Source organism: Melioribacteraceae bacterium (assembly GCA_030584085.1).
Classification (GTDB): domain Bacteria; phylum Bacteroidota; class Ignavibacteria; order Ignavibacteriales; family Melioribacteraceae; genus SURF-28.
In genome coordinates, this window is the sequence record CP129490.1 from 3619610 (window position 1) to 3631402 (window position 11793).

An 11793-nucleotide genomic window follows, 5' to 3' on the forward strand; every position below is an offset into this window, starting at 1 on the left:
ATATGATAAAAAAATCACACACTATTATTTATGTAAATGATCAAGAAGCAAGCACTAATTTTTATTCAACGCTACTAAATCAAAAACCGACCTTGCATGTTCCCGGTATGACAGAGTTTATTTTAACAGATAATTCTGAGTTGGGTTTAATGCCGGCAAACGGGATTAAAAAACTACTGAAAGATAAAATTGAGCATCCGAAAAAAATTGACAACCAACCGAGAGCCGAAATATATTTAATCGTTGACAACATTGATAAATATATTAATCGCGCGGATAAAATGAATGTAAATTTACTTGATGGATTAAAATTGAGAGATTGGGGACATCGTGTAATTTACTATGAAGATATAGACGGATATATAATTGCTTTTGCAGAAACTCGAGATGAAATAAAATGAAAGAACCGAAAGAACTAAACTTCATAAAGCTTTCTCGCGAACATGTTGATACCTTAATCAAGTGGGCTGATGAAGAAGGATGGAATCCCGGACCATATGACGCGGAAGTTTATTGGAATACCGATCCCGAAGGATTTTATGGATTCTTCGAAAACGATGAACTCATTGCCGGAGGGTCAATCATATCATACAATGGTGATTTCGGTTTTATGGGTTTCTTCATTGTTAAACCTGAATATCGTTCAAATGGAATCGGGAAAAAACTTTGGTATTTAAGAAGAGATGCTTTATTAAAAAGATTAAACGAAGGTGCTTCAATTGGCATGGACGGCGTTGTGGATATGCAGCCATTTTATAATCGCGGCGGATTTCAAATTGCATTCCGTGATTTACGTTATGAAGGTATCGGAAAAGAATATTTAATTAATAAAAACATTTCACCGGTTGAAGAAAAAGATTACGCTGAAATTTTGAAGTATGATAAAATGTGTTTCGGTTTTGATAGACCGCAGTTCATGTTAAACTGGTTACAAATGCCCGAGGTAAAAACCTTCAAGTATATTGAAAACAATGAACTAAAGGGATTTGCCGTTTTACGTAAAGCAAACAAAGGTTATAAAATTTGTCCACTTTTTGCTGATACTCCGGAAATTGCAGAAGAACTTTTCAAAGCATGTTCATCATCGGTAAAAGATGATTTATTCTATTTAGATATTCCGATAATAAATGAATCAGCAAAAACTCTCGTAGATAAGTATAAAATGAAATATGTTTTTGAATGCGCAAGAATGTATTACGGTACTCCTCCGAATGTTCCGGTTAGTAAAATTTTTGGGATTACCACTTTCGAATTAGGTTGAGCTAATGAGAAAAGACCACGAACCACCTCCGGCAACATTAAAGGGAATGAAATTTCATCACATTGGAATTCCCACCACAGAAAAAAGACCAAACGAAAAATATATCGAACATCTTAAATTTTATGTCTCCGGTTTTGAAACAAGTGAATATGGAATTGAATGGATGCGTTTCGAAAGCGATAGTCCCGTTTCAGATATTATAAAACAAATACCGCACATTGCATTTGAAGTAGATAATCTTGAAGAAGCAATAAAAGAAAAAGAATTAATCGATGATATATCTTCCCCATCCGAAGGAGTACGCGTAGCAATGATAGTTGAGAATGGTGCTCCTATAGAGTTTATAGAATTTTCAAGAAACAAAAATATATAAGGAAATTATAATTTGAGCAAAACAACTTTATATATTGCATCGAGTATTGATGGATACATTGCAACAAAGGATCATAGTGTTGATTGGCTTTCTGTAGTCGAAGACGGCGAAGAAGATTATGGCTACAATGAATTCTATAATAGCATAGATGCTATTGTAATGGGAAGAAAGACATACGATTTTATCTTACAACATAGTGACTGGCCTTACGCTGGAAAACAAAGCTTTGTTTTTACGTCTCAAAAATTAATCACGGATAGAAAAGATATCGAGTTTTTGCATGGTGATATAAAAACCGGTTTTAGTAAAATAATTTCCTCAGGACGCGAAAATATTTGGCTTGTCGGCGGTGGACTTCTTAACACCGAATTTTTAAACAACAATTTAATTGATGAAATTATCCTATCGATAATTCCAATTGCTCTTGGCGAAGGTATTCCTCTTTTTCCTAACGCCAATCAACAAACTCTAAAGCTTCTTCAAGCAACAAATTATAAATCCGGACTAGTTCAATTAAAGTACGAGATTGATATAAAAAAATAATTAAGAAAATGAACAAGAATCCTTGGTTAGACATAAGTTATGAAGATTATATCGGACATATGGACAGTCCGGAAGTCGATCAGTATAAGATGATAAACAAAGTGTTCAAGGAATCTCTCGAGGATTTTTCACCAAAATCTGTCTTTGTCCCCGGTTGTACAATCGGAAACGGGTTTGAACATATAGATTGGTCATCAGTTAAAAGTGTTACTGCTCTGGATATCAACGCGAATTATTTGGATGTCGTTCGTCAGAAATATGGACATCATCCACAGTTGAAAATCATAAATGCTGATTTACAATATTGGGATCCCGATTCAATCAAATTCGACATGATTTATGCCGCACTTGTTTTTGAATATGTGAACGTATCGACCGTTTTAAAAATGTTTTATAAATCAATGCATTCCCGCTCAAGATTAATTACAATATTACAAAATGAGAGTGCGCTTCAAAGTAAAGTTTCACAAACAAAATATACTTCGTTAGAAAAACTAAACTCTATAATGCACTTGGTAAATATTAGCGACTTTGAAAAAATCTTGCATCAATATGGTTTTGAAATCAACGATAAAAAAATAATAACGCTTAACAGCGGAAAGATTTTTAGTGTTTATGAGTTAGTTACAAATTAGCCATAATATTAACGAGGACTCTAATATGACATCCACAAATGATTTCAAAATAATCTTTGATAGATTAAAAGAGAACTTCAATAAATATGATAAAGAATTGAATGTTTTAAAAGACGAAAAAGAAAATTATTCACTCGAAGGATTCTTTTCAGAAAGATTTAAAAAAAATCTTTGGTTCGGTGGTGTGGAAGTAAAGAAGAATTATGTAAGTTACCATTTAATGCCAATTTATATGTACAAAGATATTGCGGAAAACATTCCGGAAAATTTGAAAAAGCATATGCAGGGTAAATCTTGTTTTAATTTTAAATCCTATGACGAAAATCTCTTCGCGGAAATGGAAAAGTTTACGGATTTGTGCTTCAGAGAATTTAAAAAACGAGGTGATAAAATTTAATTTATTTGTACAGAACAGCCGTTGGGTTTATTTTTAACAATATTTATTTGGATTACAACCATGAAAAAAATATGCGTGTTTTGCGGCTCAAGTTTTGGCAATAATAAGAGTTATTCCGACACTGCGAATTTACTTGGCAAACTCATCGCAAAAAAGAATATTGAACTTGTCTATGGCGGTGCAAGTGTTGGATTAATGGGTGAAATCGCTTCTGCGGTTATTAATGCAGGAGGCAAAGTAATCGGCGTTATTCCCAAACAGCTTATTGAAAAAGAAGTTGCGCATACCGGGCTAAATGATTTACGTGTTGTCGGATCAATGTCCGAGCGAAAGTCTTTGATGGCTGATCTTTCAGATGGATTTATTGCTTTGCCCGGGGGATTCGGAACACTCGAAGAGGTTTTTGAAGTTGTCGCTTGGGGTCAACTTAACTTCCATAACAAACCTTTAGGCTTGCTAAATGTTAACGGCTACTATGATAATCTTACAAGTTTTTTAGACCATACCGTAAAAGAAAATTTTATAAAACCGGAACACCGCGAAATGATATTGGTAGATAGTGATCCGGAGAAAATGCTTCTAAAATTACAAAACTACATACCTCCTAAATTTGATAAAGCGGATTGGATTCTTGAAATGCTCAACAAACAAAAACCGGCTTAGTTGAACTTTAAGACCGAACAATAGAATTAGTAATTGCTCTTTCTTATTTCTTTAATGAAATTAAATCCGTCATCAACAAAACCATAATAAATCTGAACAAATATCTTTCTCAATACATCTTTTATAAGAATATTTGCTGTAGTAATTTGCAAGTAACAATTAAAAACATTGGGGGTTATATGTACCGCAAAATTGCAGACTTCATTAAAACTTGGAAAGCAGAAGAGGAAGCAACGGTAAAAATATTGTCTAACATTAAAGATGAACATCTTTTAAAGACTATTTCCGATAACACAAGAAGTTTAGGAAGATTAGCATGGCACATAACACAAACATTAACCGAAATGGGCAGTAAAGTTGAGTTGGTTGAAAATGATTATCTAGATGGCAAGCCTATACCAAGTAACATATCCGAGATTATTGATCTCTACAAAAAATATTGTGATGAGCTGGCAGTCAACCTTAAATCAAAATGGACTGACGAAGACTTATCGTTAAAAATGGATTTGTATGGACAATCATGGGAAAGAGGAAGAATCTTGACGATGTTAGTCAATCATCAAATACATCACCGTGCACAAATAACTGTTATAATGAGATTACTCGGACTACCAGTTCCAGGTATATATGGTCCTTCAAAAGAAGAATGGAAAAACTACGGAATGGAACCGCAAGATTAAATTTTATAATTCTATTAATCACGGAATAATTCCGTGGTTAATAGAAAGCTCAACAAATACCTTCATCAACTTTTTACGTATATTAGCTTTTTAGTTTCATACATGGAGAAAAAATGAAATCTCGTCATCCTAAAGGATTGCCCGTACTCTTTTTCACGGAAATGTGGGAGCGTTTTAGTTTCTATGGAATGCGAGCAATTCTTGTTCTCTATTTAACAAAAGAAACTATTGGGGATAACCCCGGTATGGGGTGGAGTAATTCCGATGCATTGATTCTTTATGGTTGGTATACGATGCTTGTCTATGTTATGTCAATCCCAGGTGGAATTGTAGCGGATAGATTTCTCGGTCAGAAAAAAACAGTTTTTCTTGGCGGACTTTTTATTGCGATCGGACAATTAACTTTAGCAGTTTCCGGTGAAGCTTTTTTCTATACTGGTTTGATATTATTAATTATTGGAGTCGGATTTCTTAAGCCAAACATTTCTACAATGGTCGGAGGATTGTATAAAGAAGGTGATCCTCGACGCGATAGTGGATTTACAATTTTTTATATAGGAATTAACATAGGCGCCGCAACCGCTCCTTTAATTGTCGGTTATGTTGGTGAAGTTTACGGATGGCATATCGGATTTTCATTAGCTGGATTTGGAATGATTTTAGGACAGATTATTTATTTGTTGGGTCAAAAACATTTAAAGACAGTCGGGAACTATGTCCCTGTTCCCAAAATCGAAGGATCAAAAAGCAATAAACCTCTAACAAAAATTGAAAAAGATCGTGTTGTTGTTCTTCTAATTTCCTTTCTAATAGTAATTGTTTTCTGGGGCGCTTATGAACAGGCAGGCGGGTTGATGAACCTATACACGAAAGAAAAGATTAATAGAATTGTTTTGGGATGGGAAATTCCTACGAGTGTATTTCAATCTGTACCGGCAATTTTTGTAATAATATTTGGCACTGCTGTCGCCGCTTTTTGGTCCAGACGAAATAATAAAGGAAAAGAATCCTCTTCCATTTTTAAAATGGCGATAGGTACAATAATAATGGGAACAGGATTTTTAATGATGTCAGCCGCAGCTTTAGAGGCTCAAGCCAGCGGTAAAGCATTGCTGATTTGGTTAATTCTTTCTTACCTACTTCAAGTTATAGGCGAACTCTCAATCTCGCCCGTTGCGCTTTCATTCATCACAAAACTAGCTCCTCTTAAATATGCATCAATAATGATGGGTGTTTATTTTGCCGCAACAGGGCTTGGCAATAAACTCGCCGGACTTGTAGGAGAGTTTGCACAAAATGCCGGTGAGTTTGAAGTCTTTACGGGAATATTTGTCTTCTGTGTCTTTTTCGGACTACTGCTTTTGGTGTTCTTTAAAAAATTAAAAGCTCTTACTCATGGTGCGGAAGAAATAAAGTTAGAAGAAAAACTTGAGGCTGCTGAAAAGCTGAATACTTAAAAATTAGGAACTGGTTAAACAGTAATCAACATTTAAGAAAGCAAGCATCATTTTATTCTTTAATTACATTAAAAAATTCACTTAACAACAAAGTTTTTCCTCTTGTTTCCATTCCGCATTTTCTTGTTTAGAATTTCTTTTTTATATAACTTTTGCATTCTTAAGCTAACCATGATTAAAGTAAATCCAAGAAATATCGTACTTCATTTCTGTATAATGATGGCTTTCTGGCTCATCTTAAGCGGCTATTTTGACTTGTTTCATATTTCGCTAGGTGTTCTGTCGGTTAGTACTGTTTTGTGGTTCAACGCAAAGTTGCGCAATCATGTTTTTTATCCCGATAAAAAATCAGAAGAATCCGGGTTAAGAGTTTTTAGATTTTTTTACTTCCTAATTTTTCTATTGTGGGAAATAATAACATCAAGCTTTAGAATTGCTTACTTGATCATTCATCCCAAGATGCCGATCAAAACCGGGATAATAAAATTCAAAACAAATCTGCCGAATATGTTTGCGAAAGTGACTTTGGGAAATTCTATCTCGCTAACTCCGGGAACTGTCACATTACACATTGACGGAGAAAACTTTGTCGTTCACGCCTTAACAAGTGAATCAGATGAAGCACATATTGATCACTCCTTGGCCGTTGAAGTTGCCAAGCTTTATAAAACAAAAATAGAAAGAGTTGTATGCGACGAAGTTATAATTGATTCAGAGGATGAGCTATAGTATGGAATCATTTTTTATTGCAATGGCTATAGGTTTAACAATAATTATTACTATCCCCTTTTTTAGAGTAATAAAAGGTCCGACTGTTTTTGACAGATTACTCGGTGCCGGTGCAATCGGTACAAAAACCTTAGTGCTGATTTTATTGCTTGGTCATTTGTTCGGCAGGTTAGATATGTTCATCGACATAGCTCTTGCTTATTCAATTTTAAATTTCATCAGTTCATTAATTATCGCAAAATATTTTTCAACCGAGAAAGCAAAAGAATGATAGAACTTCAAAATATATTAACAATTTTTTTTATTGTAGTCGGCTCGTTTTTTATGATGATCGGAAGTGTTGGTGTTATAAGATTACCGGATTTTTTCACACGCTCTCATGCAACAAGCAAAAGTGATACGCTGGGAATTATGTTAATCATTCTGGGACTAATGGTTTACGAAGGATTCTGCTTAAAGAGTTTAAAACTATTAATCATTTTTGTGTTTGTTGCGATTGCCAATCCTGTTGGGGCTCATGCATTAGCGCGTGCCGCTTTAAGTTTCGGGATTAAACCTTGGTTCAAAAAAGATAAAGAAAAGGAAGAATAGATGCATTGGGAACTTGAACTTGTACTTTATGTCTTTCTTATAATTTCTGCTGTTGTTTCTTTACATGTTAAAGATCTGTTAACCGCAGTTGTGTCATTAAGTGTGTTCAGTTATATACTTGCAATGCTGTTTGTATCTATGGGCGCTATTGATGTCGGGTTTACCGAAGCGGTTGTCGGAGCCGGTATAACCGGTGTTCTTTATATCGTTTTAATATTCAGAACAACGAGGAGAACTAACGATTGAAATATCTAACTTATATCAGCGTTGTAATATTTGCTCTATTATTGATTTATGCCTCACATGGTCTTCCCTATCGAGGTGATTCAACCGCTTTGGTTAATAGAGAAGAAAGTTTAACCGGAACTCCGGTTGCTTCTTCATACTATATAGAAAATGCAATTAAAGATGCCAACACTGACAACATGGTTACAACTGTTTTGGGAGATTATAGAAGTTTCGATACACTGGGCGAAGAACTTGTAATATTTTCAGCTGGTATGATTTGTTATCTACTTTTAAGACGGGAGAAAAAACGTGCAACAAGGAAGTAGCAGTCCTATTATTATTCTTTTAAGCCGAATACTCTCTCCATATATAATGTTATTCGGGATGTATGTGATCTTTCACGGGCATTATAGTCCCGGCGGAGGTTTTCAAGGTGGCGCCTTGCTTGCAACATCCATTTTATTAATAAGAATTTCTACTGATGAAAAAATTCACCCAATGCATTTTAACAAAGATTTGGCTATTCCATTAGGTGTTCTTGGGGTTTTAATATTTTTTGGAATTGGTTTATTATCATTATTGCTCGGAGGAAATTTTCTGGATTATAGTTTTCTGCCCATACCCGGTTTAACTTCTGCCGAGTTAAGATATTTCGGCATACTATTTATCGAAGTCGGAGTTGGGATTGCGGTCATGGCAATTCTTGTTTCCATTTATGATAATCTTATAGATGACGAGGATGAAGATGTTTGATTTTATTGCCGGACATTATGATTATTGGTTTATAATCTTGCTGCTTGTAATCGGTTTGTACGGAATGACTGTAAAGAAAAATTTAGTTAAGAAATTAATCGGCATGACAATTTTTCAGGCTGCAATAATTCTGTTTTATATCTCTAGTGCAATAAAAGTTGATGCCACCGTCCCAATAATTATAGAAAATTTATCGGTTGAAAATCCGGCTAATTATATTAATCCTCTACCGCATGCTTTAATGTTAACAGCTATTGTAGTTGGAGTTGCAACCGTGGGTGTTGCTTTTGCTTTACTCATATTGATTTACAAAAATTATAAAACCCTTGATGAAACCGAACTGATTGAGTTAATGAAATGATTGAGAAAAATCTTCCTGCAATAATACCGCTGCTCTTTCTGTTCGCGTCTTTAATTATTCCTCTTCTTGGAGTTTGGAAAAAAAATATTGCTTATCCTATTGCCGCTCTGATTACTCTAGCGGCGACTATACTTTCAATATTTGGATTTATTCACGTAATAAACAATGGACCAATAAATTATTTCTTCGGCGGATGGATTCCCCCAATAGGAATCGAATACGTTTACGATTATCTCTCTTCATTTGTGGTTCTTGTTATAAATTTTGTAGCACTATTTGTTATTGCATATTCATATCAACCGGTAAATATTGATCTTTCCGGCAAGCAAACTGCCTATTATTCGGTTGTAATGTTATTACTAACCGGTTTTAATGGTATGATAATCACCGGGGACTTATTCAATCTTTATGTCTTCATAGAAATTTCCTCGTTAGCTGGTTATGCCTTAATTGGTGTTGGTGATAAAAAAGCACCATTTGCCGCTTTTAAATATTTGATTATCGGAACTATCGGAGCGTCATTCTATTTGCTAGGTATAGGTTATCTTTACTTTATGAGCGGTACCTTAAACATGTCAGATCTAGCCGGCATTTTACCTTTGATGGAAGAAAGTCCGACCATAATCGTTGCATTAATTTTAATCGTCGTCGGCTTCGGAATTAAAATGGCAATCTTTCCAATGCATGGTTGGCTGCCGGATTCATACACTTTTGCTCCCACTTCTTCTTCTGCATTAATTGCTCCGATCGGGACAAAGGTTGGTGCATATGCAATGATACGATTACTCTATTTTGTATTTGGTGTTGAATATTTCAGTAACGAATTAGCAGCTGCCGATTTGATTGCTGTTTTTTCTTCTGCTGGAATTATATTCGGTTCCGTCTTAGCAATCGCACAAAAAGAAATGAAACGGATGCTAGCCTACAGCAGTGTTGCACAAATTGGTTATATAGGATTGGGCATTGGTCTTGCAAATCCATTTGGTTTTATCGGAGCTGTTTTACATTTACTTAACCATGCTTTTATGAAAGCTACTTTGTTTATGGTCGCAGGCAGTATTAGAATGAAAGAGGGTCATTCAGATATTTATAAGTTTGATGATTCTTATAGAAAAAAATACCCATGGACTATGGCGGCGTTTACCGTTGCCGCTTTATCAATGGTTGGACTCCCACCTTTAGCCGGATTTTTCAGCAAGTGGTATCTCGCTCTAGGAACAATAGAAAACTCAAGCTGGTTATTTCTTGCAGTCATATTAATAAGCAGTTTGCTAAATGCCGTTTACTTTTTTAGAATTCTTGAAAAAGTTTATATGAAATCTCCGGAAGGATCGGAAGTAAAAGAAAAAGTAAAGAAAAATGAAATTAAGTTTTCTATGTTGATACCGATTTTGGTCTTAGCAATCGGTTTGATTGTGTTGGGTATATTGAACTTTATTATAGTTGAACACATTTATAAAATGATGCCGGAAGGTATGTTGTGATGAATACAAAGAAGGAATAAACAAAAAGTGTCATTCTGACCCAGATAAGTCGGGGGAAGAATCTCATTTAAAGCAAACTGAGATTCCTCGGTCGTCAAAAAACGACTCCTTCGGAATGACGCTGACTTAATAGTTAATACATGGAAATAATTTCTACATATAATTCTGCAATTCCTTTTTATGCCGTAATGGTTTCGCTGCTTGCGGTTCCGCTGATTATTATTAGCCGAAACAATCCCAACTTACGCGAAGGATGGACAATACTTGCAGCAGTTGTGAAGTTTGTTTTAGTGTTGACATTACTTCCCGCAGCATTGGAAGGTAAAGCCGCAGTATTTAATATTTTAGAAATTGCACCAGGTATTGAACTTGCACTCAAAGCCGATCAATTCGGGATTTTCTTTGCAATTATTGCTTCTGGGCTTTGGATATTCACTTCCTTTTATTCAATCGGTTATGTGCGTGGAAATGACGAGAAAAAACAAACTCGCTATTTTGCAAGTTTTGCAGTTTGTCTATCAGCTACAATCGGAATTGCTTTTTCGACAAACTTACTTACGTTTATAATTTTTTATGAAGTGTTGACTATTGCAACTTACCCGCTTGTTATTCATAAAGAAAACAAAGAGGCAATTGCCGCGGGTAGAAAGTATTTGCTCTATACATTAACTGCAGGCGTTATTCTAATTGCCGCAGCCGGATTAACTTATCACTACACAAACACTTTAGATTTTTCCGCAGGCGGAATCTTTTCTGATGTAAACTTATCAAAAGATGCTGTGATTGTTTTATTCATGTTATTCTTAGCCGGAGTAGGAGTTAAAGCCGGTATTATGCCTTTACATAGCTGGCTTCCCGCCGCAATGGCAGCACCGACTCCCGTTAGCGCCCTGCTTCACGCTGTTGCTGTTGTAAAATCCGGTGTATTTGGTGTCGTTAGAGTAGTTGGATTTGTCTTCGGTCCCGAGGTGATGGAACAATATGGTTTGAACAATATTTTATTTGTGTTTGCCGGGACGACTATAATTCTTGCATCTTTGCTTGCATTCAAACAAGATAATTTGAAAAGGCGACTCGCTTATTCAACGGTCGGACATTTATCATACATTGTACTTGGTGTGTCTCTTCTTTCAACATCTGGATTTACCGGTGGAATCATGCACATTTCAACACATGCTACAATGAAGATAACGTTATTCTTCTGTGCCGGCGCGATTTATGTGAATCTTCATAGAGAAAACATTAGTCAGCTTGACGGAATTGCAAAAGTGATGCCCTGGACAATGGCTGCATTCACAATCGGTTCGATTGGCTTAGCAGGCATTCCGCCAATAAATGGTTTTATTAGCAAATGGTTCTTAGGCATCGGATCTTTAGAAGCCGGGATGGATATAGGATTAACAATATTATTATTAAGTGGGTTGTTAAACGCGGGTTACTTCTTCCCTATTATTTATCGCGCTTATTTTAAAGAGGGAACCGGTTTGGAAAACTATGGCGAGGCGAACAAACTGATGGTTGTACCAATCGTTATCACGGCAACGCTTTCGGTTTTATTCGGTTTGTTCCCTGATCTATTTTTTAATTTCTTTGATCTCGCCGTAAGCATTACGACCGATGTTATGAGGGGATTTTAAG

At 35.5% G+C, this 11793-nt stretch carries 18 protein-coding genes; all 18 read left to right on the plus strand.

The window, feature by feature from the left end:
* Positions 1–2 precede the first annotated feature (2 nt).
* The 18 genes from QY331_16240 to QY331_16325 all read left to right on the plus strand — a co-directional run bounded on the left by QY331_16240 (position 3) and on the right by QY331_16325 (position 11792).
* Complete coding sequence (locus QY331_16240) at positions 3–401, plus strand: VOC family protein (protein ID WKZ69513.1); 399 nt, start codon at positions 3–5, stop codon at positions 399–401.
* Positions 398–1261: a GNAT family N-acetyltransferase gene (locus tag QY331_16245; GenBank protein ID WKZ69514.1), complete on the plus strand. Its 864-nt coding sequence runs from the start codon at positions 398–400 to the stop codon at positions 1259–1261. The genes QY331_16240 and QY331_16245 overlap by 4 nt, the downstream gene beginning before the upstream one ends.
* 4 nt (positions 1262–1265) lie before the next feature.
* Positions 1266–1634: a hypothetical protein gene (locus tag QY331_16250; GenBank protein WKZ69515.1), complete on the plus strand. Its 369-nt coding sequence runs from the start codon at positions 1266–1268 to the stop codon at positions 1632–1634.
* A 12-nt stretch (positions 1635–1646) separates the two neighbouring features.
* Positions 1647–2177: a dihydrofolate reductase family protein gene (locus QY331_16255; GenBank protein ID WKZ69516.1), complete on the plus strand. Its 531-nt coding sequence runs from the start codon at positions 1647–1649 to the stop codon at positions 2175–2177.
* Between the two features lie 8 nt (positions 2178–2185).
* Positions 2186–2812 (plus strand): class I SAM-dependent methyltransferase, encoded by a 627-nt coding sequence (locus tag QY331_16260; GenBank protein ID WKZ69517.1) that lies wholly within the window; start codon positions 2186–2188, stop codon positions 2810–2812.
* A gap of 25 nt (positions 2813–2837) precedes the next feature.
* Positions 2838–3209 carry a hypothetical protein gene (locus QY331_16265; protein WKZ69518.1) on the plus strand — a complete coding sequence of 124 codons (372 nt, stop codon included), beginning with the start codon at positions 2838–2840 and terminating at the stop codon, positions 3207–3209.
* A 60-nt stretch (positions 3210–3269) separates the two neighbouring features.
* Positions 3270–3872, plus strand: coding sequence for a TIGR00730 family Rossman fold protein (locus QY331_16270; GenBank protein WKZ69519.1), 603 nt, complete (start codon positions 3270–3272; stop codon positions 3870–3872).
* Positions 3873–4051: 179 nt separating this feature from the next.
* On the plus strand, positions 4052–4552 hold the full coding sequence (locus QY331_16275) for a DinB family protein (protein ID WKZ69520.1): 501 nt from the start codon (positions 4052–4054) through the stop codon (positions 4550–4552).
* A gap of 113 nt (positions 4553–4665) precedes the next feature.
* Positions 4666–6009 (plus strand): peptide MFS transporter, encoded by a 1344-nt coding sequence (locus QY331_16280; GenBank protein WKZ69521.1) that lies wholly within the window; start codon positions 4666–4668, stop codon positions 6007–6009.
* 171 nt (positions 6010–6180) lie between these two features.
* The gene (locus tag QY331_16285; GenBank protein ID WKZ69522.1) at positions 6181–6738 is read left to right on the plus strand and encodes a Na+/H+ antiporter subunit E; all 558 of its coding nucleotides are present in this window, start codon (positions 6181–6183) and stop codon (positions 6736–6738) included.
* Between the two features lies 1 nt (position 6739).
* Entirely contained in the window at positions 6740–7009 is a 270-nt protein-coding gene (locus QY331_16290; GenBank protein ID WKZ69523.1) for a monovalent cation/H+ antiporter complex subunit F, read from the plus strand.
* Positions 7006–7329, plus strand: a complete 324-nt coding sequence (mnhG, locus tag QY331_16295) for a monovalent cation/H(+) antiporter subunit G (protein WKZ69524.1) — start codon at positions 7006–7008, stop codon at positions 7327–7329. The genes QY331_16290 and mnhG overlap by 4 nt, the downstream gene beginning before the upstream one ends.
* Positions 7330–7575 (plus strand): DUF4040 domain-containing protein, encoded by a 246-nt coding sequence (locus QY331_16300; GenBank protein WKZ69525.1) that lies wholly within the window; start codon positions 7330–7332, stop codon positions 7573–7575. It abuts the gene before it with no gap.
* Positions 7572–7883 carry a hypothetical protein gene (locus QY331_16305; GenBank protein ID WKZ69526.1) on the plus strand — a complete coding sequence of 104 codons (312 nt, stop codon included), beginning with the start codon at positions 7572–7574 and terminating at the stop codon, positions 7881–7883. Before QY331_16300 ends, QY331_16305 begins: the two co-directional genes overlap by 4 nt.
* Complete coding sequence (locus QY331_16310) at positions 7867–8310, plus strand: MnhB domain-containing protein (GenBank protein WKZ69527.1); 444 nt, start codon at positions 7867–7869, stop codon at positions 8308–8310. The genes QY331_16305 and QY331_16310 overlap by 17 nt, the downstream gene beginning before the upstream one ends.
* Entirely contained in the window at positions 8303–8671 is a 369-nt protein-coding gene (locus QY331_16315; GenBank protein ID WKZ69528.1) for a cation:proton antiporter subunit C, read from the plus strand. The genes QY331_16310 and QY331_16315 overlap by 8 nt, the downstream gene beginning before the upstream one ends.
* On the plus strand, positions 8668–10155 hold the full coding sequence (locus QY331_16320; protein WKZ69529.1) for a monovalent cation/H+ antiporter subunit D family protein: 1488 nt from the start codon (positions 8668–8670) through the stop codon (positions 10153–10155). Before QY331_16315 ends, QY331_16320 begins: the two co-directional genes overlap by 4 nt.
* Positions 10156–10295: 140 nt before the next feature.
* Entirely contained in the window at positions 10296–11792 is a 1497-nt protein-coding gene (locus tag QY331_16325) for a monovalent cation/H+ antiporter subunit D family protein (protein ID WKZ69530.1), read from the plus strand.
* Position 11793: the final 1 nt, after the last annotated feature.

Excerpts from the sequence above, each read along its gene's own strand:
- QY331_16240 (WKZ69513.1), top strand. The coding sequence starts at position 3 with ATGATAAAAAAATCACACACTATTATTTATGTAAATGATCAAGAAGCA.
- QY331_16245 (WKZ69514.1), top strand. The coding sequence starts at position 398 with ATGAAAGAACCGAAAGAACTAAACTTCATAAAGCTTTCTCGCGAACAT.
- QY331_16250 (WKZ69515.1), top strand. The coding sequence starts at position 1,266 with ATGAGAAAAGACCACGAACCACCTCCGGCAACATTAAAGGGAATGAAA.
- QY331_16260 (WKZ69517.1), top strand. The coding sequence starts at position 2,186 with ATGAACAAGAATCCTTGGTTAGACATAAGTTATGAAGATTATATCGGA.
- QY331_16265 (WKZ69518.1), top strand. The coding sequence starts at position 2,838 with ATGACATCCACAAATGATTTCAAAATAATCTTTGATAGATTAAAAGAG.
- QY331_16270 (WKZ69519.1), top strand. The coding sequence starts at position 3,270 with ATGAAAAAAATATGCGTGTTTTGCGGCTCAAGTTTTGGCAATAATAAG.
- QY331_16275 (WKZ69520.1), top strand. The coding sequence starts at position 4,052 with ATGTACCGCAAAATTGCAGACTTCATTAAAACTTGGAAAGCAGAAGAG.
- QY331_16280 (WKZ69521.1), top strand. The coding sequence starts at position 4,666 with ATGAAATCTCGTCATCCTAAAGGATTGCCCGTACTCTTTTTCACGGAA.
- QY331_16285 (WKZ69522.1), top strand. The coding sequence starts at position 6,181 with ATGATTAAAGTAAATCCAAGAAATATCGTACTTCATTTCTGTATAATG.
- QY331_16290 (WKZ69523.1), top strand. The coding sequence starts at position 6,740 with ATGGAATCATTTTTTATTGCAATGGCTATAGGTTTAACAATAATTATT.
- mnhG (WKZ69524.1), top strand. The coding sequence starts at position 7,006 with ATGATAGAACTTCAAAATATATTAACAATTTTTTTTATTGTAGTCGGC.
- QY331_16300 (WKZ69525.1), top strand. The coding sequence starts at position 7,330 with ATGCATTGGGAACTTGAACTTGTACTTTATGTCTTTCTTATAATTTCT.
- QY331_16315 (WKZ69528.1), top strand. The coding sequence starts at position 8,303 with ATGTTTGATTTTATTGCCGGACATTATGATTATTGGTTTATAATCTTG.
- QY331_16320 (WKZ69529.1), top strand. The coding sequence starts at position 8,668 with ATGATTGAGAAAAATCTTCCTGCAATAATACCGCTGCTCTTTCTGTTC.
- QY331_16325 (WKZ69530.1), top strand. The coding sequence starts at position 10,296 with ATGGAAATAATTTCTACATATAATTCTGCAATTCCTTTTTATGCCGTA.